Below are 24706 nucleotides of genomic sequence, written 5' to 3'. Positions count from 1 at the left end.
GCGGCGGGCGGCCGGCAGTCAGCGGATCAGCGCTTGATCGACTGCTGCCATTGCTTCAGGAACGCAAGCCGCTTCGACTGGTCGAGATAGACCAGCAGGCCGGTGCCGATCTGGATCGGCTTCAGCGAATCGCCGAGTTCCTTCGACAGGCTCGCGGCCGACGTTTCGCCCGTGACGTCCGCGCGGATCGCGTACAGGTTCGCCTGGTTCGCGATCAGCGTCTGGCCGCGCTTCGACAGCAGGTAGTCGACCCACAGCTTCGCGGCGTTCGGATTCTTCGCTTTCTTCGACACGGTGGCGAGGCGGCTCACGACTTGTGTGTAGTCCTTCGGAAACACATAACCGATCGACTTGTCCTTCTTCGCCTTCGCATACGCGTACGAACCGATGATGTTGTAACCGATCAGGTTCTCGCCCGACGAGATCCGCTCCATCATCGCGCCGGTGCTCGACTGCAGCTTCGGGCCGGTCGCGCCGATCGCCCGCACGAGTTCCCATGTGACCTTCTCGTTCACATGCGCGTCCTGCGTCAGGTAGTTGAAGCCGACACCCGATTTCTCGATGTCGTAGGTCGTGACCTTGCCCTTGAACTTGTCGCCCTGCGTGGTGAGCAGCTTGATCAGGTCGGCGCGCGTCGTCGGCACTTCGTTCTCGGGGATCAGGCGCTTGTTGTAGACGATCGCGAGCGGCTCGAAGGTCGTGCCGTACGCCTGCTTCTGGTATTGCGACCATTGCGGCAGGTTCGGGCTTTCGGGCGAATCGTAGGACGCCATCAGGCCGTCGTTGACGAGCTTGACCTGCAGGTCCATCGCCGAGCTCCACAGCACGTCGGCGCTGGTGCTGCTCGCCGCGTTCTCGCTGATGTAGCGGTTGTACAGCTCGGTGCTGTTCATGTCGTTGTACTCGACCTTCACGCCGTACAGGCTTTCGAAGTCCTTGATCAGCGGACGCACGAGGCCCGTGTCGGTCGTCGAGTAGACGATCAGCTTGCCTTCCTTCTTCGCGGCGTCGATCACGCCCTGGTAGTTACCCGGATACCCGGCCGGAACCTGCGCGGCGGCGCTGCCGGCGGCAGTGCCCAGAACGACCGCCAGCGCGGCGGCGAGGGTCTTCGGTGCAAACGACATGTCTTCCTCCAGTACGTATCGGTGTTGTTCGAGTGACGCGGATGTTAATTGCGAGGCACTTTCAGCCTGCTTTCATTTCCGTTCACAATCGCGTCCTTTGTGTCATGGATTTCCCGAGGTCGAAACGGCGGCGGCCGCGGTTTTCGCGGCGCGCGACACGATTTGAAAAGGGAAGGAGGTGCGTTGCCGACAGGCGCGACAACGATGCCGAAGACAGCTATGCGGATTGCGCCAGCAGCTTGCCGAGGATCCGGCCGCCGTGCCGCGCGTGCGCGGCCGTCAGTGCCGAATAGCCGACGACGACACCCGCTTCGCGCTCGGCGCTTCGGCAGAATCCGCGGATCGCCTGCAACGTGACGCCGGCCGCGTGCGCCTGCGCGACGTACGACGCGTCGTCCATCCCGGGCGGCAGCCACAGCACGAAATGAAATCCCGCGTGCTCGCCCGACACCGTGTACCGCCCGCCGGCGTGCTTCGCCAACTGGTCGAGCACGATGTCGCGCCGCTGGCGGTACGCGTGGCGGCTGGCGCGCAGGTGCTTCGCGAAATCGCCGTGCGCGATGAAGCGGGCCAGCGCAAGCTGCGGCGCCACGCCGACGGAGCGTGCGGTCGCGTGCCACACGGCCGCCAGCATCGGCCGCAATTCCGTCGGCACGACCATGAAGCCGATGCGCAGCCCCGAGAACAGCGTCTTGTTGAACGAGCCGCAGTAGATCACGCGATCGCATGCGTCGAGCGATTTCAGCGCGGGCAGCGGGGCGGTCTGGTAACTGAATTCGCCGTCGTAGTCGTCCTCGATGATCCATGCCCGGTTGCGCTGCGCCCAGTCGAGCAGTTCGAGCCGGCGCGACACCGACATCGTGACGCCGAGCGGTGCCTGATGGGCGGGCGTCACGTAGGCCGCGCGCGCATCCGGATGGCGATCCAGCGATGCCGTGTCGATTCCTTCCCGATCGACCGGCACGTCGATCACGGTCGCGCCCGCGATCGTGAAAATCTGCCAGGCCGACGCATAACCCGGATCTTCCATCAGGACCGTCGAGCCGGGCGCGAGCACCGTTCGCGCGACGAGATCGATCGAATGCCGGATGCCGGTCGTGATGAAGATGTCGCCGGCTTCGCACGGAATGCCGCGGTATTCCCGCAGGTACGCGGCGATTTCGGCGCGCAGGCTTTCGATGCCTTGCGACGGCGTGGCCCCGAGGTCGTTCGCCGTCGCGGCAAGCAGGCTCGCCCCGAGCGCCTTCTTCCATTGCTGCATCGGCAGCAGGCCGGGATCCGTGAGCCGTGCGACGAACGGGACGCCGGGGCGCACGCCATGTTCCGGCTCGGCCGTGTCCGTCGTGCCCGCCGACGCGCTCGGCGTGTCGGGGCGATCGGCGCCGCCGTGACGCGGCTGCGCGGCCGCGCGCAGATAGCTGTCCGGCACCATCGCGCAGACCCGCGACCCGGAGCCGCGCGTGCGCGCAATGTAGCCCTCGGAGCACAGCAGGTCGTACGCCGCTTCGACGGTTCCCCGCGCGACGCTCCAGCGCGCGGCAAGCGTCCGGCTGGACGGCAGCGCGCTGTCGCCGGGCAGCAGGCGCTTCAGGATCGCGTCGCGAATCGCGTCGGCAATGCACGTCTGCTTCGACTGCAGGCTGCTGGTCGACAACCCGGACGGGCGCGGCAGATCAAGCGGAATCGCGGCTTTGCCTCGCGGCATAGTGGTCCAGTCAGCGTTCGATTTAATGGTCCTTCAGCTTATATCACTTTCCCCTTAGATTGCTGTCGACCCCACCCATCCGACCGAAGACGGACTCACCGCATGAAGACGCGTTTATTGCCCCAGTGGGGCTGGTTGTTCCTGTTGATGCTCGTCGTATGCCTGCCGCGGGTCACGATCGATGCCTACCTGCCGTCGCTGCCCGCGATGGCCGACGCGCTGCACGGCACCGATGCCCAGTTGCAGCTCACGCTGACGCTCTACATGGTCGGTTATGCGTTGTCGATGCTGGTGTCGGGGCCGTTGTCCGATCGGTACGGACGCCGTCCGGTACTCATCGGCGGCCTGTGCATCTACGCGATCGCGAGCGTTGCCTGCGCGTTGTCGACGAGCATCCCGGCGATCATCGCCGCACGCATCTTCCAGGCGCTGGGCGGCTGCAGCGGAACGGTGATCGGGCGTGTCATCGTGCGCGAGCGCTTTCCGACCGCGATGCAGGCCACGATGCTGGGTCGTATCTCGGCCGGCATGGCGTTGTCGCCGGTGATTGCGCCGCTGGCCGGCAGCGCGGTCGCCGAGTGGTTCGGCTGGCGCGGGGTGTTCGGGTGTCTCGCGGCGGGCGGGCTGGTCGCGACGGCGATGGTGCTGCGCTACCTGCCCGAGACCCGCGAATACGACGCGCGGCCGGTGCCGGGCCGCGGGCTCTTGCGGACGTATGCCGGCCTGCTGCGCGAGCGCCGGTTCCTGCGCTATTCGCTGGCCATCAGCTTCGCGTACTGCACGTACTACCCGTTCATCGCGGAATCGTCGACGCTGTTCCAGCGGCAAATGGGCGTGTCCGGCCCGGTCTATGCGGCGATCTTCGGCCTGACCGTGCTCGGCTACCTGATCGGTTCGAGCCTGTTCGCGCGGACCAGCGGCCGCTGGGAAGCCGATGCGGTCATCGTCGCGGCGGCAGGCGTCAATCTGGTCGGCGCCGCGGTGTTGTGGGCGGGCGGTGCGATCGCCCCCACGGCGGTGACGGCCCTCGTCGTGCCGATGTTCGTCGTGATGATTGCCGTCGGGATCGCGATTCCGGCCTGTCAGTTTGCGGTGATGCAGCCGTACACGAAGATCGCCGGCACGGCGTCCGGACTGTTCTTCTTTATCCAGATGGCGATCACGGCCGCGTGCGGCGGCGTGCTGGCGTGGCTGTCGGATGGCACCGCCCGCCCGATGATTGCCGTCACGGTCGGTGCGAGCGTCGCGTTCGTCGCGGTGGCCGTCGGTCTGCGTGAGCGTCGCGTGACCGACGGTTCGCGCTTCGCGACAGGGAGGCGTCGTGCGCCCGAGCAATGAGCGACAGTCGACCGGACCACGCGGCGCGGGTTCGCAGACGCGGTGCAACAGGTGTTTCCGCGAGGCGTCGAAACGGAAAGGATCATGTAATGTAGCGGCCTGTCGCTGACCTTACCGGATTCCCCATGCGTGTGCTGCTCGTCGAAGACAACCCGAACCTGGCCCAGTCGCTGAACGACGCGCTGAGCGCCGCGCGCTTCGCGGTCGATCACATGGCGGACGGGGAGGCGGCGGACCACGTGCTGCGCACGCAGGATTACGCGCTGGTGATCCTCGATCTCGGGCTGCCGAAGCTCGACGGGCTGGAGGTGCTGCGGCGGCTGCGCGCGCGCCGCAATCCGGTGCCGGTGCTGATCCTCACCGCGCACGGGTCGGTCGAGGACCGCGTGAAGGGGCTCGATCTCGGCGCCGACGACTATCTCGCGAAGCCGTTCGAGCTGACCGAACTGGAGGCACGCGCCCGCGCGCTGATCCGGCGCAGCCTCGGCCACGAGCATTCGCGGGTCGAATGCGGGCCGCTTTCGTATGACAGTATCGATCGCAGTTTCCACCTCGCGGGCGAACCGCTGTCGCTCACGCCGCGCGAGCGCTCGGTGCTCGAGGTGCTGATCCTGCGCAACGGCCGCGCGATCAACAAGGAAACGCTGTCGGAGAAGATCTTCGGGCTCGACGAATCGGTCAACGCCGACGCGATCGAGATCTACGTGTACCGGCTGAGGAAGAAGCTCGAGAACACGGGCATCGCGATCGTTACGTTGCGGGGATTGGGATATCTGCTGGAAGCGAAGGCGGTGGAATGACCCGCCCGAACCTGCGCACCCAGGTTGCGCTGTGGCTGCTGCTGCCGCTGCTCGGCCTGCTCGCGCTCGACTCGTGGCTCACGTACCAGCGCGCGATGAGCGCCGCGCACGTCGCGTTCGATCGCACGCTGTCGTCGTCGCTGAAGTCGATCCGCGAAGGCGTGCGGCTCAACGACGGTGAAATCGAGGTCGACCTGCCGTATCTCGCGCTCGAAATGCTCGAATCGAGCGACGGCGGCAAGATCTACTACCTGATCCGCGAGGACAACGGCCACACGATCACCGGCTACCCGGACCTGCCGCTGCCGCAGGGGCGCGACGCGGGCGACGGCGCGCTGTTCGTCACGCGCTACTACGACGTCGTCTATCGCGGCGAGCAGTTGCGGATGGCCGCGCTGCGCATTCCGGTGCACGACGTGCCGACCGCACAGTCGCGCATCGTGTGGGTGATGGTCGGCGAGACGATCGAGGCGCGCCAGGCGCTCGCACGCGAGATCCTGGTCGGTTCGCTGCTGCAGGAAGGGCTGCTCGTCGTGCTCGCGCTCGGGATCGTATGGCTCGGCGTCGGGCGCGGGCTGCGGCCGCTGAACCGGCTGTCGGCGACGGTCGCCGCGCGCAGCGAGGACGACACGACGCCGCTCGACACGGGCGCGATGCCGAGCGAGCTGACGCCGCTCGTCGATTCGATCAACCAGTACATCGGCCGCACGCAGCGCATGCAGGTCGCGCGGCGCCGCTTCTTCGCGGATGCGGCCCATCAACTGAAGACGCCGCTCGCGGCCGTGCAGGCCGGCGTCGAACTCGCGCTGCGGCCCGACGAGCAGCCGCGCGCGAACGCCCACCTGCGGCGCGCGAACGGCGCGGTGCGGCAGGCCGCGAAGATCGTCCAGCAATTGCTGTCGCTGTCGCGGCTCGATTCGGACAGCGGCCACGCGGTCGCGCGCAAGCCGGTCGAACTGCACCGGCTCGCGCGCAGCGTGACGCTCGACTGGTCGCCCGTCGCACGCGCGCGCGACATCGATCTCGGCTTCGAACACGAGGCCGACGTCGACGTGCACGGGCAGTCCGACCTGCTCGGCGAAATGATCGGCAACCTGATCGACAACGCGATCCGCTATGCGGGCGATCGTGCGGTGATTACGGTGCGCGTGTCGCGCGACGGCGAGCATGCACGGCTCGACGTGATCGACAACGGGCCGGGCATTCCGGCCGACGAGCGCGACGCGGTGTTCGAGCGCTTTCATCGCGGCAGCAAGACGCAGACGGTCGAAGGGACGGGGCTCGGACTGTCGATCGTGCGGGAGATCGCACGCGTGCACCAGGGCACGGTGGCGCTGGCCGATGCGGGCGGCGGCGGGCTGATCGTCACGGTGGCGCTGCCGATCAGCCTTTAGAAACACATTTCGGCATGTGTTTCCCGGGAGACGGTGGATATGCGGAGCGCAGGTGATTATCTGCGCCATTATGCACAGGCGCGATATTTTATAAAATCGAGGAATTCAATAATTAAATTGAATGTTTTTTATAATCACGTGACATGCTGCTATTTATAACAGCTACAAATTCCGATTATCCGACCTAAGCTGAATCAGCCGTTCAATGCACGGCGTCGTCTCGTTAATTCAGGGATGAATCGTAATTTTCCATAATTCAATGAGGGCAAGGCCATGGCCACGACACTCGATGAAGAAGTTCTGCCGGAGATTTTCGTCAAACGATTCAGAATCAGCGGTGGGCAGGTCACGTCAGGAAAGGGACATGCGCCGGCCATCCAGTTTGCCGCCGCATTCCACCCGGAACTGGATCATCCGTCGGGCTCGCTGCAAGGCTCCGGCACGATTGTGTGGGCCCATCGGCCCAATAACGTGACCAGAATCACGATCGGCGGAAACTATACCTACTTCCCGTCAAAGGAAGAGGAAAGCGCGTCCGCTCTTCTGGTACGGTCGCTTTTGCTGCACGTGCATGGTTACGTCGGCGGGATCATTCCCGTCAACAAGTATCATGGCGTCCCGCCGGCGCTGTTTCCGGTGCTGGATTTGTCGTCCCTTATTCCGCAGGGTTCGAAAACCGGAACGGCCAGTTATACGAGCGTCGATCCCCAAAATCCGGAAGAAAAGATCACGGTAAGCGACGCAAAGATTACGGAACTGTGATTCCAGCGGAAATCAATCGGCACATTGTTTGAAATCGAATCCGGTGGCGCATTGCGGTAAACGATCGCATGCGCCGCCTTCCGATTCAGCGCCTTGTGCCATTCATGCGGGTTCGCGATTTTTTAATCGCCGAACCCGATCTCCGCTTCGAGCGGCTGGCCGATTTCGAGCCACGCGCCCGCGCCTTCGACGACGATCGCATTGATGCCGAACGTCAGCGCGTCTTCGTAATTCGGATTCGCGCGATAGGTCTGCATCGTGTCGGTCGGCTCGTGCGGCCATGCCGGATCGGGCGCGGCGGTAGCCTGATCGATCGTCGGCATCGGGCAGCGCGTGCACAGCTTCACGAGGCGCAGCCGTACGGGCGTCGCGCCTTCGGTATCGAGGTGTTCGACGAAATCCTCTTCGTACGCATCGAGATCCGACACGACGATGTTCGGGCGGAAGCGGTTCATCGGAATCGCCGGCGCGCCTTTCGCGGCGAGCCGCGCGTTCAGGTCGTCGAGCGACGACTGGCCGATCACGAGCAGCGGATAAGCATCGGCGAACTGCGTGTGCGTATCGATCTCGCCGGTCCATTTGCGGTTGCAGCCGCGGCGCGCGTCGGCGCCGAAGCGGGCGAGCTTCGCGGGCGTGCCGAGGAATTCGGTGAGCCACGCGGCCGTTTCGGCGCCCGTGTCGATCGCGTCGACGGTGTCGCGCCAGACGGTCGCGGCCATTTTCGGCGTGGCGGGCGACGCGTCGCCGTCGAGCGGCGTGCGGATCTCGCGCATGCCCGGCGCATTCAGCACGAGCGCATCGCTGTCGAGCGCGGTGCGGATCAGCGCGAGGCGCGGGTGCGTGCGCTGCGTGATCATCTGCCCGTCGCGATCGGTGATCAGCCAGTGGCGGTCGTAGGCGAGGCCCGTTTCGAGCAGTTGCGCACGCGTCAGCGCGATGCCGGCGCAGGATTTGATCGGATAGACGAAAAGTTCGCTGATGGCTGGCATGGCGCTGGCTTCGAATGACGTGGAGAGTCAAAACGCGATTGTGCCAGATCGGGCCGAAGTCGTTCGGGCGGTTACGCGAGCGGGAAGCCGGTGTCGAACGTCGTGCGCACGTCGAGCGGCTGACGCAACAGCCCGGCCTTCAGGTAGAAGTCGGCCGTGCGCTGTTGCCCGGCGATCACGGTCGCGTCGATCGGCAACCAGCGCGTGTTGCGGCGCTCGAACTGCAGCTTCGCGGCGGCCGGCGGAATGCCGATGATGCGCGCGAGCGCCGCGGAATACGCGTCGACATGCCGGTACGACCACGTCTGCGCGCGCACGACGCGCAGCAGGAAATCGTGCAATACGTCGCGCTTCGACGCGATCGCCGCGTCGGTCGCCGCGACATAGCTGAGGCCCGACCACAGTCCACGGCCGTTGACGAGCACGCGCGCGCGGCCGCTCGTTTCGGCGAGCGCGGTATAGGGCTCCCAGGTCGCCCACGCGTCGATCGATCCGGTCGCGAGCGCGAGCATCGTGTCGGCCGGCGGCAGGAAGCGGAACGACACGGCGTCCGGCGGCAGGCCGGCCGCGTCGAGCGCCTTCAACGTGACGAAATGGCCGATCGAGCCGCGCGTGGTGCCGATGCGCTTGCCCTTCAGGTCGGCCGCGCTTTTCAGCGCCGCGTCGGGCCGCACGAGCACGGCCGTGCCGTACGGATCGGAACGGTTCGCGCCGATCACCTTGATGCGTGCGCCCGACGCGAGCGCGAAGATCACCGGCGCGTCGCCGATCGGCCCGCAGTCGACGGCGGCCGCGTTCAGCGCTTCGGCGAGCGGCGCGGCGGCCGGGAACTCGGTCCATGCGATGTCGTACGCGAGGCCGTTCAGTTCGCCGGCCGCTTCGAGCAGCGCGCGCAGCCCGCCTTTCTGGTCGCCGGCGCGCAGCAGCGGCCGTGTGCCCGATTGCGCGCGCAGCGCGGCCGGGGCCGCGGCGATCGTGGCGAGGGCGCTCGCTTGCGCGAGGAAATGGCGTCGGGTCGGATTCATCGTGAAGTTCGGTGGGTCGGAGAAAAGGTTCGGGAATTCAGTGCGGGAGGCCGGCCTGCACGTCGCGGACGGGTTCCGTGTCGACGCGCAGCAGCAGTGCGGTCAACGGATCGACGGTCGCCGACGCTGCGGCCGGCCGTGCGGTGGCGTCCGAGCGGCACAGCAGGTCGGCGTCCGACCAGCCGGCGCTGCCCGGCAACGCGCGCGCCCGCAGCCAGCCGCGACGATCGGCGAGCAGTTGCGTGCCGCCGAGTGCATTGGGCGCCACACCCGCGATCGTCGCGAACGCGAGCCACGCGCCGGGCGTCGACGCGACGCAGTTGGCCGCACGCGTGCCGGTTGCGGGCGGCATGGATGTGCCGCGTGCCGTGACGAGCAGGGTCTGCCAGCGCGGGTCTTCCGGCGGCGCTGCGACGCCCGGCGCGAGCGCGACGATGCGCACCCGCTGGCCTTCGCGCCAGCGCTCGAGCGATTGCGGCGCGGCGGTGCCGCAGCGCACGTCGAGCGCCGGCAGCGGGACGGGTACGGGCCACGCGCCTTCGGCTTGCGCGCCGCTGCCCGCCGCAAGCGCTTTCAGGTAGTCGAGCACGGCCCACGTGTCTTGCGGGCCGAGCGTGGCCGCAAAGCCGGGCATCGTCGACACGCCGTGTTCGTCGCGCGTGCCGTGGCGCACCCGCCAGAACAGTTCGCCGTCGAGGCGGCGGGCGAGCAGCGCGCCGGCGAAGGTCGGCGGCCAGTGCGCGAGCGTGGCCGCGAGCGGCCCTTCGCCACGGCCGTCCGCGCCGTGGCAGGCCGCGCAGTGTTGCGTGTAGAGATGCGCGCCGCGCACCACGTTCGACACCGAAAACGGCGCGGGATCGCGCTGGAAACTCGTCGGCACGGCAGGCGAGAGCCACAGCGACGACGGCGGCCACGGCGCGAACCATGCAACGGCCAGCGCGGCGATCGCCGACGCGAAACGCCCCTTGCGCGAAACGAGCGCGACGCATGCGAGCACGACGGCACACGCGGTCGCCGCCAACGCGAACGCGAGTTGCCGCGTGAGGCCCGCGTCGATGCGCAGCGTCTCGAGCGCGATGCGGTGCGCCCACGGCCACGCGGCCTGACCGTCGGCGTCGCCCGTGAGGCCGAGCATGTGCAGCACGCGTGCCAACGCGAGTTGCGCGCGATACAGCCCTTGCAGGAACACGAGCGCCCAGTCGGCGAACGGCGGCGCATTCATCTGCCGCGCGCCCGCCGCGTGGCGGCCGATCGTCGAACGGCAACCCGCATCTACCAGCTCGCATCGAGCCCGAGATGCCGCAGCGCGTCGTGGCGCAGTGCCGCGAGGCGCGGGTCGCCGCGATGGCGCGGGTAGGGCAGGTCGACATGCAATTCGGCGACGATCCGTGCGGGACGCGGCCCGAACACGATCACGCGCTGCGCGAGGAACAGCGCTTCCTCGACGTCGTGCGTGACGAGCAGCGCGGAGAACTGGTCGCGTTGCCACAGCGCGGTCAGTTCGCCCTGCATCGTGAGCCGCGTCAGCGAATCGAGCTTGCCGAGCGGTTCGTCGAGAATCAGCAGGCGCGGATCGTTGACGAGCGCGCGGGCAAGTGCGACGCGCTGCGCCATCCCGCCCGATAGCTGATGCGGGAACACGTTCGAGAATTCCTGCAGCCCGACGCGCGCCAGCGCATCGTCAACGCGATGCTGTGCGACGCGCGCCACGCCGCGCGCTTCGAGGCCAAGCGCGACGTTCGCGCGCACGCGTCGCCACGGGTACAGCGTCGGGTCCTGGAACACGACGATGCGCGACGGATCGGGGCGCTCGATCGGCACGCCGTCCTGCGCGATCGTGCCTTGCCGTGCGGCGTCGAGGCCCGCGACGAGACGCAGCAGCGTCGATTTCCCGCAGCCGCTCGGGCCGAGCAGCGCGACGAATTCGCCGGCCGCGACCGACAGTGTGACGTCGTCGAGCACCGGCAGCGGGCCGCCGGGGCCGTCGAACGCATGGCTCACACGGCGGATGTCGATGTGCGCGCCGCGCGGCGCCGTGAGGGTGGGCGTAGCGGCGGGCGCAGCGGTAACGGACGGTTCGAGTACGGCGGTGCTTACCATTTGACGGTTCCTTTCTGCCACGCGAGCACGCGGTCGCGCACCGCGAACAGCAGCGCGATCAGCCCGGAAAACAGCAGCGCCATCACGATCAGCGCCGCATACATGTTCACGTACGATGCCCAGCCCTGCGCCCAGCTCAGGTACCAGCCGAGCCCCGACTTGACGCCCATCATCTCGGCGACGACCAGCACCGTGAACGACGCGCTCAACCCCATGAAGATGCCGACGAACACGTGCGGCAGCGCGGCCGGAATCGCGACGCGCAGCACGAGGAAGCGCGCGTTCGCGCCGAGCGTGCGGGCGACGTCGTAGTACTGCCGGTTGACGCTCGCGACGCCGGACCACGTCAGCACGGCGACCGGGAAGCCGGTCGACAGCGCGATCAGGAATGCGGCGGCCGAATAGCTCGACGGGAAGAAGTAGAACGTGAGCGGCAGCAGCGCGGTGGCCGGCACGGGGCCGAGCACGCGCAGCACCGGATGCACCCAGTAGCCGATCCGGCGCGACCAGCCGATCGACACGCCCACCGCGAAGCCGACCGTGACGCCGTACGCAAACCCGAGCGCGAGCAGTTTCAGCGTGTTGCCGGCGCTGCCGAAGAGGCGCGGCCAGTCGTCGACATAGACCTCGATCAGCGCCTGCGGCGGCGCGAAGAACGGCGTCGGCAGCCAGCCGGTTTTCGCGGTGACGATTTCCCACGCGGCGAGCACGAGCGGCAGCGCGACGAGCCACGGGCCGGCCGGGCGCACGCGTGCAAGCCGCGTGCGGGTGGCGGGGACGAGATGGCCGAGCGTCGCGGCGGCGAGCAGCAGCGCGCCGATCGACCAGGCGGCCGTGCCGAACGTGTCCGTGTACGCCCAGTCGCTGAAGCCGACGATGCGGTTCGGCCACAGTTGCGTGAGCGCGCCGAGCGCGGCCCACGCGAGCGCGGCGGCGATGCCGGTCGGCCAGGTCCGTGCACGGCGGGCTTCGGCGGCGAGCGTGGCTTCGCAGGCCGTGCAGGCGACGCGTGCGGACGCGGTGGCGCTGCCGCCAGCCGGTGCGGATGCGGTGCGTGCGGGGGAAGCGTGTTCGATCGTCGACATCGCGTCACCCCAGCACGTTTGCATAGACCTGCTGCGCGAAGCGCTGCGGGTCGGTGCTTTTCTTCAGCACGCTGATGCGGCGGAAATCGTCCGCATAAAACGCGATTTCCTGCTGCAGATCGACGTTGGTCGGGTGATGCGTGTAGGTGAGCGTCGCGTAGAGCTTGCGCAGATCGTCGGGGCTGATCTTCGGCGAATACTTCGCGAACACCTTCGCGGCCTCGTTCGGGTTGTCGTGCGTGTACTCGGTGGCCTGCACGATCGAGCGCGCGAGCGCGGCAGCCGACGGCCGGTCGTTGCGCACGAGGTCGCCGCGCGCGCCGATCACGCAGCACACCTTGCGCGCGTATTCGCCGGACAGGTTCGTCGCCAGTTCCGTATACGCGCCATTGCTGCGCTTTTCGAGCAGGAAGAGATTCGGGTCGCCGTCGGCGATCGCGTGGATCTCGCCCTTGTCGACCGCGACGCCGAGCAGGTCGGCCGGGTACTGGCGCCACGTGATGTCGCGCTCGGGATCGATGCCGTTCTTCGCGAGCAGGATCGAGAAGAAATGCTTGCCGGGCGCGGCGAGATCGCTGACACCGACCGTCTTGCCCTTCAGCGCCTGCAGCGTCGTGACGCCGGCCGCCTTCGCGCCGAGCAGCCGCACGCAACCGCCGTGCGAGCTGCCGATGATCTTCACGTCGAAGCCGGCTTCGAGCGGCTTCAGCCAGCGGTGGATCATCCCGACCGCCGCATCGGCCTTGCCGGTCGCGATCGATTCGAGCAACTGGTCGGTCGACCCGCTGTAGTTGATCAGCTCGACCTTCAACCCGTTCTTCTCGAAGAAGCCGCGTTCCTGCGCGACGACGATCGGCGTCAGGCAGAACGCGTTCTGGTTCCACGCGAACGTGAGTTTCTTCAGCGGCGGCGCGGACCAGGCCTTGCGGCCAAGCGTGATCGCCGGCGCAGCGAGCGCGGCGGCACCGGCCGCGCGCAGCAGCCTGCGGCGTTTGTCGTCGTGCGCATCGGTGGGCGCGGGTGCGGTGGTTCGGGTCATGTGGTCGGGTCTCCGGTCGTGCGGAAAGGCGCTCAGTCGAGCAGGTCGGGTTCGTCGGCGACGACGCGCGCGAACAGGCTGTCGAATGCATGCAGCGCACCCTCGGGGCCGCCGATCTGGCCGTGCGTGTGGCGCGCGGTCGCGTGATCGATCGGCTGCGGCGTGCCGGCCGCCTCGGCCAGCAACTGCGTGTGCGCGGCATTGTCGAGCGCGATGTACCACCATGCGGCGGCCTCGACCGACGGGCCGGCCGTCAGGATCCCGTGGTTCTTCAGGATCACGCCCTTGTGCGTGGTGCCGTCCGGTTTCGCGAGCGCATCGGCGATCCGCGCGCCTTCGCTGGTATCGACGACCATCCCCGTGAAGTCGTCGAACAGCGCGTGATCCTCGTAGAACACGCACGCGTCCTGCGTGAGCGGATCGAGCGGGCGGCCGAGCGTCGACCACGCCTTGCCGTAGGTCGAATGCGTGTGCGCGGCGGCGACGATATGCGGATGCGCGTCGTGGATCGCCGCATGGATCGCGAACGCGGCCTTGTTCAGCGGACGCGTGCCGATCGCGGTTTCGCCGTGCGCATTGACGAGCAGCAGGTCGGATACCTTGATCTGCGAGAAATGCACGCCGAGCGGATTCACCCAGAAATGGTCGGGCAACTCCGGATCGCGCGCGGTGATGTGGCCGGCGAGGCCCGACGCGAAACCGAAGCGCGCGAACAGGCGGAACGCGGCCGCGAGCCGCTCCTGACGGTGGCGGCGTTCGGCGGCGACGTCGATGCGCGGCGCGGGCGGGTCGAACCAGAAATGCTGGCGCGGCGCGTCGGCGAGCACGAGGCCCGATGCGGTGCGGACGGGCGAGGAAAGAACGGCGGACATGGCGTATCGCTCCGTTGGCGTCATGCGGCGCGCCGTGCCGCATCGCGTTCGGCGACAGCGCTGCGCACGCGCGGAATCAGTTCGCGGCCGTAGTCGATCGCATCCTCGAGCGGATCGAAGCCGCGGATCAGGAACGTCGTCACGCCGAGGTCGTAGTAGTCGAGCAGCGCGTCGGCGACCTGTTCGGGCGTGCCGACCAGCGCCGTCGAATTCGAGCGTGCGCCGGTGAGCTTTGCGATTTCCGTCCACAGCCGCTTGTCGACGCGCGAGCCGCGTTCGGCCGCGGCCAGCAGGCGGCGCGCGCCTTCGCTCTGCTGCGGGCCGCCGGCGCCGAGGCCGGCCGCTTCGCGCAGCCGGCGTGTTTCGTCGAGGATGCGGTGCGCGCGCGCCCACGCTTCGTCCTCGGTCGCGGCGAGGATCGGGCGGAACGACACGGAGAACCGCACCTGCCGGCCGTGCTGGGCGGCTTCGGCGCGCACGCGCGTCGTCAGGTCGCGCACCTGATCCAGCGATTCGCCCCACAGCGCATAGACGTCCGCGTGCTTGCCGGCCACCGCGAGCGCGGCTTCCGATGCGCCGCCGAAATAGATCGGCACGTGCGGCTGCTGGAACGGCTTCACTTCCGAAAAGCCCTGCTTGAACCGGTAGTGCGCGCCGTCGTGATCGAACGGCTGCGTTTCGGTCCAGATCCGCCGCAGGATGCCGAGGTATTCGTCGGTGCGTGCATAACGCGCGTCGTGGTCGAGGAAATCGCCGTCGCGCTGCTGCTCGCTGTCCGAGCCGCCGGAGATGAAGTGCACGGCGAGCCGGCCGCGGCTGAACTGGTCGAGCGTCGCGATCTGCCGCGCGGCGAGCGTCGGCGCGGTGAAGCCCGGGCGATGCGCGAGCATGAAGTGGATGCGCTCGGTCGCGGCCGCCGCGAACGCGATCGTCAGCGTCGCCGACGGGCCGGTCGAGTGATGCGGCACGAGGATCCGGTCGAAGCCGGCCGTTTCGTGGGCGCGCGCAAAGTCGCGCACATAGTCGGGATCGACCACGGGGCCGGACGCCGGATGGATTTCCGACTGCTTCTGGCTCTGGATCATGCCGATGAATTCGACGCTCATCTGGGTCTCCGGTGCAGGGACGTCCCGGCGCACGGCCGGGCAGGAATGGAGCGCAGGTTAACGCCGCGATCATGCGGAATGGAAATAATCAATCCCGATTTGAATATCAGATTTGCATGGTTTGGGCGGGTGCGCGGTGCGCATACGCTGTGGGCTCACGAACGATCGGGCGCGCGTTGGCGCCGTATCGTGCGCCGCGCATCGCGTGCCGATCGATCATCGCCATGGCCGGCATTGCCGCGCTTGCACTACCCAGGGAATCCGTCTCGATGTCCGCCAGCCTTGCCGCTTCCTCGCCGTCGCCGCAGCCGCCTTCGCTGCGTCTCTTGCCTGCCGACACCGCCGACGCTGCCGACGACGCGCGCGTCGCCGCGCTGCTCGACCGCCTCGCGCCGGAACTCGCCGCCGATGCGGCCCGCAACGACGTCGACGGCCGTTTTCCGCACGAGAACTTCGCGCGGCTGCATCGCGCGGGACTGATAGCGCAGGTCGTGCCGCGCGAGCATGGCGGCGCCGGTGCGACGCTCGCACAGGCGAGCCGGATCGTTGCGGCCGTCGCGCGCGCCGATCCGGCCACCGCGCTGGTGCTGACGATGACGTATCTGCAACATCGCGCGCTCGGCCGCGCCGACAACCGCTGGCCGGCACCGGCACGGCGCGCGGTGTTCGACAGCGCGGTCGCGCTCGGCGCGCTGATCAACGCGCTGCGCGTCGAGCCCGCGCTCGGTTCGCCGTCGCGCGGCGGTCTGCCGGAAACGATTGCTCGCCGTGACGGCGACGGCTGGCGGCTGTCCGGCCACAAGCTGTACAGCACCGGGATTCCGGCGCTGCGCTGGCTGGCCGTGTGGGCGCGCACCGACGAGCCGGAGCCGCGTGTCGGCGTGTTTCTCGTGCCGCGCGACCGCGATGCGGATGGCGATCGGATCCGCGTGATCGAAAGCTGGAATCACCTCGGCCTGCGCGCATCGGGCAGCCACGAGGTCGTGTTCGACGACGTGCGGCTGCCGGCCGATCACGCGGTCGACGTGCGCGCGCCGCAAGCGTGGGCCGTGTCCGCCGCGACGCATGCGGATGCCGACGCACAGGCCGACCAGCAGGCGTGGATGGTCGCGCTGCTCGGTAGCCTGTACGACGCGGTGGCGCGCGCGTCACGCGACTGGCTGACCGGATTCGCGACGACGCGTGCGCCGAGCGGGCTCGGGGCGCCGCTCGCGACGCTGCCGCGCGTGCAGGAGGCGGTCGGCGAAATCGAGGGCTGGCTGCATACGAACCGCGTGCTGCTCGACGATCACATCGCGCGCACCGACGCGGGCGATGCGCCATCGGTCACGACCAGCGGCCTCGTCAAGCGGACGGTGACCGAGCACGCGATCCGTGCGGTCGAACAGGCGCTGAAGCTGTCGGGCAATCACGGGCTGAGCCGCGGCAACCCGCTCGAGCGTCACTATCGCGACGTGCTGTGCAGCCGCGTGCATACGCCGCAGGACGATGCGATCGCGGTGGCGGCGGGGCGCGAGGTGCTCGAAGCTGCGAGCCGGGGTGAAACGAACGGTGAGGCGGGCGGGACGCCACGCCACGAGGGCGAACGCGGTCGAAACGATGCGTGAGCGGTGCAGGGTTGCCGCGCAGGCAAACAGGGCGACGTCATGCAGGCGCCGCCCCATACGGTCACGCAGCCTTGCCGTGCGTCTGTTCGGGCAACGCGAACGCGGTGCGCGCATGTGCGGCAACGGCCGCGAGTGGCGCGTCGAAACGGGCCGCGTCGTGCCGGCGCAGCAACCACAGATCGATCTGCGGCTTGAAATCGGCGAGCGGCACGATGTCGAGTGCATCGCGCAGCGGGCTGCCGTCGACGAGCGGCAGCGGCATCAGCCCGACGCCGAAGCCGTTCGCGACGCTCTGCAGTTGCAGGTCGCGGCCGTAGGTGTCGAGCGTGACCGGCATCGGCAGGCCCTGCGCGTCGAGCGCACGCCGCAAGCCCGCGCGAAAACCGCAACCGTCGGGATTGAGCACCCAGCCGCGCGCGTGGCAATCGGCGAGCCGGTAGCCACGGCGCGGCCAGTCGCCCTTGCGGCCGACGACGACGAGCCGTGTGGCCAGCAATCGCTCGCCTTCGACCTGCGCCGGCAGCACCATCTCGCGCGCGAGGAACACGAGCGCCGCATCGAGCTCGCGGCGGGCGACGCGCTCGACCAGCGTGCCGCCCCATGCGGTCGTGACCTGCGTCGCGAGCGCCGGCCACTGCGCGGCGAGTTCCGCGATCAGCGCCGGCAGCATCAGCTCGCCGAGCCCCTGCGTGAGCCCGATCCGGAATTCGCCGGCGGGCGGCTGCTCGCCGGCCGTCAGTTCGCGCAGCGCATCGACTTCGCGCAGGATCGCGCGACACTGCTCGAATACCCGCCGGCCGATGTCGGTCGGGCGCGGCGGCTTCGTGTTGCGATCGAGCAGGATCACGCCGAGCGCTTCCTCGAGATTCTGGACGCGCCGCGTGATCGCCGGCTGCGTCATCCCGAGCTCGGCTGCGGCCTGGCTCAGGGTCTGGCAGCGGACGACCGCTGCAAAAGCGTCGATATCGCTAATTTTCATGTTTGTTCTGCATGGTCTTTCGGGTGCATCATGACGATCCATCATATTCGGCATCATATTCGAGGAGCCAGCCGATGAGTACGCTTTCGTTGCATCAGACGCCGCTGCGTCCGTTCGTCGACGCGTTGGGCGCGCTGCTCGCGTCCGGCGCGAACGAGGCGCGCATTCTCGACGAGGGCGGCGCGCTGCTCGCCGCGCTCGTCTCACACGACGACTGGTTACCCGACGCATTTGCCGAGCCCGATCCGGCGCGCTATCGGCAGTACCTGCTGCATCTCGACCCGGACGAGCGGTTCTCGGTCGTCAGCTTCGTGTGGGGGCCCGGCCAGACGACGCCGATCCACAACCACACGGTGTGGGGGCTGATCGGGATGCTGCGCGGCGGCGAGTTCTCGCAGCCGTACCGGTTCGGCAAAGCGGGCAAGCCCGTGCCGTTCGGCGAAGCCGTGCGGCTGGAACCGGGGCAGGTCGAGGCCGTGTCGCCGCGCATCGGCGACGTCCATCGCGTGACCAACGCATTCGCCGATCGCGTATCGATCAGCATCCACGTGTATGGCGCGAACATCGGCAAGGTCGAGCGCGCGGTGTTCCTGGACGACGGCACCGTGAAGCCTTTCGTGTCGGGTTATTCGAACGCCTGACGCCGGGCCCGCTGGCGCGGCTCGTTGCGGGCGCGCGCCGGCAGGCTCAAGATTCATCCGTTTTGTTTTCTTCACCGACTTCAACCGAATCAGACAGAGACATCGTGACGCAATCCGCCGATTCCACCTCCCGCTTTCCCGTCGCGTCATATCAGGACGTGCGCGCGCGCCTGCTTGCACACGACGAGATCGCGCTGATCGACGTACGCGAGGAAGATCCGTACGCGCAGGGCCACCCGCTGTGGGCCGCCAACTTTCCGCTGTCGAAACTCGAACTCGACGCGTGGACGCGGATTCCGCGCCGCGACACGCCGATCGTCGTGTTCGGCGAAGCGGGCGGCGAGGATCTTGCGCCGCGCGCAGCCGCGAAGCTTGCACAGCTCGGTTATACCGACGTGCGGCTGCTCGACGGCGGCCTCGCGGGCTGGGTGGCCGCGGGCGGCGAACTGTTCATCGACGTGAACGTGCCGAGCAAGTCGTTCGGCGAATGGGTCGAGGCCGAGCGGCATACGCCGTCGCTGTCCGCACAGGAAGTGCAGGCGCTGATCGATGCGAAGGCCGATGTCGTGATCGTCGACGCGCGCCGTTTCGACGAATACCAGACGATGAACATCCCGACCTCGACGAGCGTGCCGGGCGCGGAACTCGTGCTGCGCGTGCGCGCGCTCGCGCCGAACCCGGCGACGCAGGTGGTCGTCAATTGCGCGGGCCGCACGCGCAGCATCATCGGCACGCAGTCGCTCGTCAATGCGGGGTTGCCGAACCCGGTCGCGGCACTGCGTAACGGCACGATCGGCTGGACGCTCGCCGGCCAGACGCTCGAGCGTGGCGCCGCGCGCCGCTTTCCGGACGAGATCAACGCGGCACAGCGCGCCGCTGCGCGCCAGGCCGCGCGCGCCGTGGCCGAACGTGCGGGCGTGCCGCGCATTGCGCTCGCGGACGTCGCTGCGCTCGACGAGCCGGGCCGCACGCTGTACCGCTTCGACGTGCGTACGCCGGAAGAGTACGAGGCCGGCCACCTGCCGGGCTTCCTGAGCACGCCGGGCGGCCAGCTCGTGCAGGAGACCGACCATCACGCGGCCGTGCGCGGCGCGCGGATCGTGCTTGCCGACGACGACGGCGTGCGCGCGGACATGACCGCGTCGTGGCTCGCGCAGATGGGCTGGGACGTGCACGTCGTCGAGCCGGCCGGCGCGGCGGCGTTCGGCGAGCGCGGCCAGCCGCCGCGCGACGTGCCGGTCACGCCGGCCGCGACCGACGTGTCGCCCGCGACGCTCGCGGGCTGGCTGAAGGAAGCCGCGCCCGGCGAACTGGCGATCGTCGACGTGACGGCCAGCGCGAACTACGTGAAGCGCCATATCCCGGGCGCCTGGTTCGTCGTGCGTGCGCAGTTGCGCGACGCGCTCGCGGCGATCCCGCCCGCGAAGCGCTACGTGTTCACGTGCGGATCGAGCCTGCTTGCGCGGTTCGCGGCCGACGACGCGCGCGCGTTGCTGCCGGCTTCGGCCGACATCTCGGTGCTGACCGGCGGCACGGCCGCCTGGATCGACGCCGGGCTGCCGCTCGAAAGCGGCGAGACGCGCCTTGCTTCGCCGCGTGTCGACCGCTACCGGCGCCCGTACGAAGGCACCGACAACGCGGCTGCCGCGATGCAGGCGTATCTCGACTGGGAATACGGGCTGGTCGACCAGTTGAAGCGGGACGGCACGCACCACTTCAACGTGATCTGACCGAAGCGGCACGACCGGGCGCGGCACGTTGCGCGCCGGCCCGGTTACCGCACGTCCGGCACGTCCCGCGCGATCAGCGCTTGAACGTATCGACGGCCGTACGGCCGACGGCCGGATCGTCGGTGAAGAAGCCGTCGATGCCCGCGCGCAGGTAGGCCTGGATTTCGCGCACGGAGCCGGCGGTGTTGCGCGTGCTCGGCGTACCGCCGTCCTTCAGCGATGCGGGCAGGAAGTTGTTCTCCGGGCGGAACGTGTAAGGATGCACGACGAGGCCGGCCTCGTGCGCGTAGCGCACGTACGGCGTCGGCTGCTGCAGCGTGCCGTCCGCGGCAACCGCAATGATCGACGTCTTGTACGGGCCGACGCCGTTCGCATAGGTCGCGATCTCGCGCATGCCGTCGCGCGTCGACAGGTCGCCGTACGTGCGCTTGTCGTTTGCCTTCACGAAGTCGTACGGGCGCTGGCCGGCTTCGTCCATCAGCTGCACGAGCTTCCAGTTCGGCTGGCTCGACTTGATCCGGTTGCGGATCGTCTTCAGGTTCGCGACCTCGAACGACTGGATGTAGACGGTCGCCGTGCGCGACGTATACGCATCCTTCAGCAGCGCGTCGACGAGGCGGTCCTCGAGCGGCAGGTTGATCGACTGGAAGTAGGTCGGATGCTTGGTTTCCGGGTACAGGTGGATCGTGCGGCCGGTCTGCGCGGACATCTGCTTCGCGAGCGCGACGATTTCGTCGAACGTCGGGATCTCGAACTGGTCGTTGTACGCGGTGTTCGCGGGGCGGACCTGCGGAATGCGCTCGCGGGCGCGCAGCGTCTTAAGCTCGGCCAGCGTGAAATCCTCGGTGAACCAGCCCGTCAACTGCGCGCCGTCGATCGTCTTGGTCGCCTTGCGGCTCGCGAACTGCGGCAGTACCGACACGTTTGTCGTGCCCGAGATCTCGTTCTCGTGGCGCGCGACGAGCACGCCGTCGCGGGTCGACACGAGGTCGGGCTCGATGACGTCCGCGCCGTCCTCGATCGCCTTGCGGTACGACGCGAGCGTGTGTTCGGGACGCAGCGCGCTCGCGCCGCGATGGCCGACCACCTGGACCTTCGCGGAAATCGGCTGAGTGGGATCGGACGTCAGATCGTCGTTGCCGCCGCACGCGGCGAGCAGGAAAGCGGCGGCACAGGCGAACGGGACGTAGCGCAGGGCGCTCGGGCGCTTGAGGAGCATGTCGATGAGCCTTCGAAACGTGAGTCGGAAAAGGGCGGTCGCTCCGCCGGTACGGCTGTCGTGTCGCACCGGACGGAATCGAACGGGACGCGATCGTCGCACCGAATAATTACATATGTATTACTTGTGTCTTTCTATTTTGTTCGGGGCGTGATGCGCGCAGTAGAAGGGGGCACGGCGCCCGTGCGCGCACCGCAATCCGGCCGTCGCCGGGAGGTCGCGCGCCGGATGCACTAAACTTGCGGGAATTTTGCATCGCCGCACCGGGGCCGGCGCCCGCCTGGCGCGACGATGCGGCGACTCGCGGGCCGGCGCGGGCGCCCGGCGCTCTGAGCGTCCGAGGCGCGCGCCGGCCGATTTTTTCCGACCCATGACGACCCATACCGATCCCGCCTATCTGCTCGGCGAGCTGCTGAAGAACGTTTCCCGCTCCTTCTACCTGACGCTGCGCGTGCTGCCCGACGGCATGCGCGCTCCGGTCGGCCTCGCGTACCTGCTCGCGCGCGCGGCCGACACGATCGCCGACACGGCGCTCGTTGCACCCGACCGCCGGGCGGCGCTGCTGACCGGCCTGCGCGACGAGATCGAACGGCTCGGCGACGGCGCGGCGCTGTCGCGTTCGCTCGAGGACGTGACGCGGATGCAGACCGATTCGCACGAGCATGTGCTGCTCGGCTCGATGGAGCCGATGCTCGCGCTGCTGCGCGCGCAGCCCGACGCGGACCGCGCGTCGATCCGCAAGGTCGTCGCGACGCTCACGTCGGGTATGGAGTTCGACCTGCGCACGTTTCCCGACGAGCAGTCGGGGCAGGTCGCGTCGCTGCCGACGCGCGACCTGCTCGATCGCTACACGTATCTCGTCGCGGGCTGCGTGGGCGAGTTCTGGACCGACATGACCGGCGCGCACACGCGCGCCGCACGCAACTGGGACCTGCCGGACATGCGCGAGAAGGGCATCCGGTTCGGCAAGGCGCTGCAGATGACCAACATCCTGCGCGATTGCGCGAAGGACCTGCGCATCGGCCGTTGCTACCTGCCCGACGACGTGCTGGCCGCGCACGGGCTCGTCTTCGCCGACCTGATGCAGCCCGATGCGTCGGCGCGTACGCGCGGCGTGCTGGTCGACCTGCTGCGCGTCGCGCTCGACCAGTATCGCGACGCCTGCCTGTACACGCTCGCGATCCCGCGCCGCTTCGTGCGGCTGCGGCTCGCGTGCCTGTGGCCGATCATGATCGGCCTCGAAACGCTCGAGCTGCTGGCCGGCCACGATGCGTGGCTCGACCCGGCGCAGCCGGCCAAGGTGCCGAGAAAGCGCATCTACCGGATCATGGCGTCGTCGCTCGCGCTCGTCGGCTCGAACGCGGCGATCCGCGCACGCATGACCGCGCTCACCGATGCGGTGACCGCGCGGCTCGGCCAGCCCGCATCGCGTTGAATCTCGCCGGCGCGGCGCGCCGGCATCCCCTTCGGCCCGCGTTCGCCGGGCCGCTCCCGTTCGATCTCCCGCGTGCGGACTAAAACGTTTTCATGAATTCGTTTCCCGAAATGTGGGTGTCATGAATGTCAGCGATCCTGCGCGGCGGCGTGAATCGGATGTCAGGTCCCGATCGCGCATTTGTAAGATGAATTTATGCCGAAGGCGTCTGACGACATCGGACGGTCGTGTTACACCAGTAAAAATGTAAAGCTAGGGTTTTCACCGGGAAAGGCCGGAAATGCCCGCCGCGTAAGCGTTTTCAGGTGTTATGTAACCGCTTGGTGAACCCGCGCGTTGCGTCGATCATACGATGACCGACTGCACATGTTGGGAAACAATCGGTAATCCGTCAGAATTGCGCCGGCATGTACTCGCACATGTGTCAGTCATAAAACCACACCAGAAAAGAAATCATTCTTTGAGGACGGAGAATCAATGAAAAAGCGCGTCGCTTTCGCCATGACGGCAGTTGGCCTTGCAGCCGCTACCGCCGCCCACGCCCAGAGCAGCGTGACCCTGTACGGTATCGTCGATAACGGTATCGCCTGGCAGAACAACTCGTCGGCAGTCGGTGCGACCACGGGCGGTCACTCGAAGGTGCAGATGTCCACCGGCGTGTGGGCAGGCAGCCGCTTCGGCCTGAAGGGCAGCGAAGATCTCGGCGGCGGCACGAAGGCGATTTTCCAGTTGGAAGCCGGCGTCAACACGGCTAACGGCTCGTCGCAGTGGACCAACGGCATCTTCACGCGTCAGGCATGGGTCGGTATGACCAACGCGACGTACGGTACGCTGACGGCCGGCCGCCAGTACACCGCGTACTACACGCTGCTGTCGCCGTACAGCCCGACGACCTGGCTGACCGGCTATTACGGCGCGCACCCGGGCGATATCGATTCGCTGGATACCAGCTACCGCGCGAACAACTCGCTCGTCTACATGTCGCCGAAGTTCTACGGCTTCACGGTCGGCGGTTCGTACTCGTTCGGCGGTGTCGCAGGCGCGACGAACCGCGGCTCGACGTGGAGCGCGGCGATCCAGTACCTGAACGGCCCGGCAGGCATCGCCGTCGGCTACCAGAAGGTCAACAACGCGACGCTCGGCGGCGGCGTGTGGGGCGCGAACTCGACGGTCCAGAACGGCCTGACGGCGACGGGCGACGGCAACCAGCCGGCTGTTTCGTCGATCAACAACGGCTACGCGACCGCGCAATCGCAGCAGCGTATCGCCGTGACGGCGGGCTACCAGTTCACGCCGGCATGGGACATTTCGGCATCGTACTCGAACGTCCAGTACACGCCGGGCGTCGGTTCGTCGTTCCGCAACACGGCGATCTTCAACACGGCAGGCGCCGTGCTGCACTGGAAGGCAGCGGCTCAGTGGGACTTCGCGGCAGGCTACTCGTACACGGCGGCAACGCAGTCGAACGGCATCTCGAGCGCGGCCAAGTACCACCAGGTCACGCTGTCGCAGTACTACAGCCTGTCGAAGCGCACGGGCCTGTACGCAGTTGAAGCTTGGCAGCATTCGAGCGGCAACACGCTGAACGGCGGCAAGATCATCGCTGCAACGACGTCGATCGGCGACGGCGTGGGCGCAGGTTCGAAGCAGAACCAGATCGGCCTCGGCGTTGGCCTGATCCACCGCTTCTGATGTCGCGCGGCGCGCGAGCGCCGCTTACGGCATGCGGTATGAAAAACCGGTCTTCGGGCCG

21 protein-coding genes are annotated in these 24706 nt (G+C 68.0%); 9 read left to right on the top strand and 12 right to left on the bottom strand.

Going from position 1 to position 24706, the window contains the following annotated elements; genetic code table 11:
- Positions 1–26: 26 nt before the first annotated feature.
- Complete coding sequence (locus H3H55_RS25185) at positions 27–1127, bottom strand: ABC transporter substrate-binding protein (protein ID WP_048245395.1); 1101 nt, start codon at positions 1125–1127, stop codon at positions 27–29.
- Positions 1128–1344: 217 nt separating this feature from the next.
- Positions 1345–2832: a PLP-dependent aminotransferase family protein gene (locus H3H55_RS25180; protein WP_193100672.1), complete on the bottom strand. Its 1488-nt coding sequence runs from the start codon at positions 2830–2832 to the stop codon at positions 1345–1347.
- 102 nt (positions 2833–2934) lie between these two features.
- Between H3H55_RS25180 and H3H55_RS25175 the strand changes: the two genes are divergently transcribed.
- From H3H55_RS25175 to H3H55_RS25160, 4 genes are all read left to right on the top strand, one after another.
- Positions 2935–4170, top strand: coding sequence for a multidrug effflux MFS transporter (locus tag H3H55_RS25175; protein ID WP_193100671.1), 1236 nt, complete (start codon positions 2935–2937; stop codon positions 4168–4170).
- Positions 4171–4295: 125 nt separating this feature from the next.
- Positions 4296–4970 carry a response regulator gene (locus tag H3H55_RS25170; protein ID WP_193100670.1) on the top strand — a complete coding sequence of 225 codons (675 nt, stop codon included), beginning with the start codon at positions 4296–4298 and terminating at the stop codon, positions 4968–4970.
- Positions 4967–6364 (top strand): sensor histidine kinase, encoded by a 1398-nt coding sequence (locus H3H55_RS25165; RefSeq protein ID WP_193100669.1) that lies wholly within the window; start codon positions 4967–4969, stop codon positions 6362–6364. The genes H3H55_RS25170 and H3H55_RS25165 overlap by 4 nt, the downstream gene beginning before the upstream one ends.
- A 273-nt stretch (positions 6365–6637) precedes the next feature.
- The gene (locus H3H55_RS25160; protein ID WP_193100668.1) at positions 6638–7126 is read left to right on the top strand and encodes a hypothetical protein; all 489 of its coding nucleotides are present in this window, start codon (positions 6638–6640) and stop codon (positions 7124–7126) included.
- Positions 7127–7248: 122 nt separating this feature from the next.
- Here H3H55_RS25160 and H3H55_RS25155 read toward each other — a convergent pair whose 3' ends face one another.
- The 8 genes from H3H55_RS25155 to H3H55_RS25120 all read right to left on the bottom strand — a co-directional run bounded on the left by H3H55_RS25155 (position 7249) and on the right by H3H55_RS25120 (position 15342).
- Positions 7249–8115: an MOSC domain-containing protein gene (locus tag H3H55_RS25155; protein ID WP_193100667.1), complete on the bottom strand. Its 867-nt coding sequence runs from the start codon at positions 8113–8115 to the stop codon at positions 7249–7251.
- A 71-nt stretch (positions 8116–8186) separates the two neighbouring features.
- Positions 8187–9140, bottom strand: a complete 954-nt coding sequence (locus H3H55_RS25150; protein WP_048245390.1) for an ABC transporter substrate-binding protein — start codon at positions 9138–9140, stop codon at positions 8187–8189.
- Between the two features lie 37 nt (positions 9141–9177).
- Positions 9178–10362 carry a c-type cytochrome gene (locus tag H3H55_RS25145; protein ID WP_193100666.1) on the bottom strand — a complete coding sequence of 395 codons (1185 nt, stop codon included), beginning with the start codon at positions 10360–10362 and terminating at the stop codon, positions 9178–9180.
- Positions 10363–10412: 50 nt separating this feature from the next.
- On the bottom strand, positions 10413–11240 hold the full coding sequence (locus H3H55_RS25140) for an ABC transporter ATP-binding protein (protein WP_193100665.1): 828 nt from the start codon (positions 11238–11240) through the stop codon (positions 10413–10415).
- Positions 11234–12325, bottom strand: coding sequence for an ABC transporter permease (locus H3H55_RS25135; protein ID WP_193100664.1), 1092 nt, complete (start codon positions 12323–12325; stop codon positions 11234–11236). The genes H3H55_RS25140 and H3H55_RS25135 overlap by 7 nt, the downstream gene beginning before the upstream one ends.
- A gap of 4 nt (positions 12326–12329) precedes the next feature.
- The gene (locus H3H55_RS25130; RefSeq protein ID WP_193100663.1) at positions 12330–13364 is read right to left on the bottom strand and encodes an ABC transporter substrate-binding protein; all 1035 of its coding nucleotides are present in this window, start codon (positions 13362–13364) and stop codon (positions 12330–12332) included.
- Positions 13365–13396: 32 nt separating this feature from the next.
- Positions 13397–14236, bottom strand: coding sequence for a class II aldolase/adducin family protein (locus tag H3H55_RS25125; RefSeq protein ID WP_193100662.1), 840 nt, complete (start codon positions 14234–14236; stop codon positions 13397–13399).
- Between the two features lie 20 nt (positions 14237–14256).
- Positions 14257–15342: an LLM class flavin-dependent oxidoreductase gene (locus tag H3H55_RS25120; RefSeq protein ID WP_193100661.1), complete on the bottom strand. Its 1086-nt coding sequence runs from the start codon at positions 15340–15342 to the stop codon at positions 14257–14259.
- 269 nt (positions 15343–15611) lie between these two features.
- Between H3H55_RS25120 and H3H55_RS25115 the strand changes: the two genes are divergently transcribed.
- Positions 15612–16949 (top strand): acyl-CoA dehydrogenase family protein, encoded by a 1338-nt coding sequence (locus H3H55_RS25115; protein ID WP_193100660.1) that lies wholly within the window; start codon positions 15612–15614, stop codon positions 16947–16949.
- A gap of 61 nt (positions 16950–17010) precedes the next feature.
- Here H3H55_RS25115 and H3H55_RS25110 read toward each other — a convergent pair whose 3' ends face one another.
- Positions 17011–17985: a LysR family transcriptional regulator gene (locus H3H55_RS25110; RefSeq protein WP_193100659.1), complete on the bottom strand. Its 975-nt coding sequence runs from the start codon at positions 17983–17985 to the stop codon at positions 17011–17013.
- 17 nt (positions 17986–18002) lie between these two features.
- On the opposite strand from H3H55_RS25110, the gene H3H55_RS25105 reads away from it, so the two are divergent.
- The gene (locus H3H55_RS25105) at positions 18003–18569 is read left to right on the top strand and encodes a cysteine dioxygenase (protein WP_193100658.1); all 567 of its coding nucleotides are present in this window, start codon (positions 18003–18005) and stop codon (positions 18567–18569) included.
- Positions 18570–18673: 104 nt separating this feature from the next.
- Positions 18674–20299: a rhodanese-related sulfurtransferase gene (locus tag H3H55_RS25100; protein WP_193100657.1), complete on the top strand. Its 1626-nt coding sequence runs from the start codon at positions 18674–18676 to the stop codon at positions 20297–20299.
- Positions 20300–20372: 73 nt separating this feature from the next.
- Here the strand turns inward: H3H55_RS25100 and H3H55_RS25095 are convergent, their stop codons facing one another.
- Entirely contained in the window at positions 20373–21518 is a 1146-nt protein-coding gene (locus tag H3H55_RS25095; protein WP_193100656.1) for a glycerophosphodiester phosphodiesterase, read from the bottom strand.
- A gap of 370 nt (positions 21519–21888) precedes the next feature.
- On the opposite strand from H3H55_RS25095, the gene H3H55_RS25090 reads away from it, so the two are divergent.
- Entirely contained in the window at positions 21889–22953 is a 1065-nt protein-coding gene (locus H3H55_RS25090; RefSeq protein WP_193100655.1) for a squalene/phytoene synthase family protein, read from the top strand.
- A gap of 477 nt (positions 22954–23430) precedes the next feature.
- Positions 23431–24645, top strand: coding sequence for a porin (locus tag H3H55_RS25085; RefSeq protein ID WP_193100654.1), 1215 nt, complete (start codon positions 23431–23433; stop codon positions 24643–24645).
- Positions 24646–24706 lie beyond the last annotated feature (61 nt).

The sequence above is a fragment of the Burkholderia sp. Z1 genome (assembly GCF_014893795.1).
GTDB classification, from domain to species: Bacteria; Pseudomonadota; Gammaproteobacteria; order Burkholderiales; family Burkholderiaceae; genus Burkholderia; species Burkholderia theae.
Note: the sequence above shows the minus strand (reverse complement) of the source record. Positions and strands in the feature narration are given on the sequence as shown.

Coding starts and splice junctions, on each gene's coding strand:
- H3H55_RS25185 (WP_048245395.1), bottom strand. CDS start 1,127: ATGTCGTTTGCACCGAAGACCCTCGCCGCCGCGCTGGCGGTCGTTCTG.
- H3H55_RS25180 (WP_193100672.1), bottom strand. CDS start 2,832: ATGCCGCGAGGCAAAGCCGCGATTCCGCTTGATCTGCCGCGCCCGTCC.
- H3H55_RS25175 (WP_193100671.1), top strand. CDS start 2,935: ATGAAGACGCGTTTATTGCCCCAGTGGGGCTGGTTGTTCCTGTTGATG.
- H3H55_RS25170 (WP_193100670.1), top strand. CDS start 4,296: ATGCGTGTGCTGCTCGTCGAAGACAACCCGAACCTGGCCCAGTCGCTG.
- H3H55_RS25165 (WP_193100669.1), top strand. CDS start 4,967: ATGACCCGCCCGAACCTGCGCACCCAGGTTGCGCTGTGGCTGCTGCTG.
- H3H55_RS25160 (WP_193100668.1), top strand. CDS start 6,638: ATGGCCACGACACTCGATGAAGAAGTTCTGCCGGAGATTTTCGTCAAA.
- H3H55_RS25155 (WP_193100667.1), bottom strand. CDS start 8,115: ATGCCAGCCATCAGCGAACTTTTCGTCTATCCGATCAAATCCTGCGCC.
- H3H55_RS25150 (WP_048245390.1), bottom strand. CDS start 9,140: ATGAATCCGACCCGACGCCATTTCCTCGCGCAAGCGAGCGCCCTCGCC.
- H3H55_RS25145 (WP_193100666.1), bottom strand. CDS start 10,362: ATGAATGCGCCGCCGTTCGCCGACTGGGCGCTCGTGTTCCTGCAAGGG.
- H3H55_RS25140 (WP_193100665.1), bottom strand. CDS start 11,240: ATGGTAAGCACCGCCGTACTCGAACCGTCCGTTACCGCTGCGCCCGCC.
- H3H55_RS25135 (WP_193100664.1), bottom strand. CDS start 12,325: ATGTCGACGATCGAACACGCTTCCCCCGCACGCACCGCATCCGCACCG.
- H3H55_RS25130 (WP_193100663.1), bottom strand. CDS start 13,364: ATGACCCGAACCACCGCACCCGCGCCCACCGATGCGCACGACGACAAA.
- H3H55_RS25125 (WP_193100662.1), bottom strand. CDS start 14,236: ATGTCCGCCGTTCTTTCCTCGCCCGTCCGCACCGCATCGGGCCTCGTG.
- H3H55_RS25120 (WP_193100661.1), bottom strand. CDS start 15,342: ATGAGCGTCGAATTCATCGGCATGATCCAGAGCCAGAAGCAGTCGGAA.
- H3H55_RS25115 (WP_193100660.1), top strand. CDS start 15,612: ATGTCCGCCAGCCTTGCCGCTTCCTCGCCGTCGCCGCAGCCGCCTTCG.
- H3H55_RS25110 (WP_193100659.1), bottom strand. CDS start 17,985: ATGATGCCGAATATGATGGATCGTCATGATGCACCCGAAAGACCATGC.
- H3H55_RS25105 (WP_193100658.1), top strand. CDS start 18,003: ATGAGTACGCTTTCGTTGCATCAGACGCCGCTGCGTCCGTTCGTCGAC.
- H3H55_RS25095 (WP_193100656.1), bottom strand. CDS start 21,518: ATGCTCCTCAAGCGCCCGAGCGCCCTGCGCTACGTCCCGTTCGCCTGT.
- H3H55_RS25090 (WP_193100655.1), top strand. CDS start 21,889: ATGACGACCCATACCGATCCCGCCTATCTGCTCGGCGAGCTGCTGAAG.
- H3H55_RS25085 (WP_193100654.1), top strand. CDS start 23,431: ATGAAAAAGCGCGTCGCTTTCGCCATGACGGCAGTTGGCCTTGCAGCC.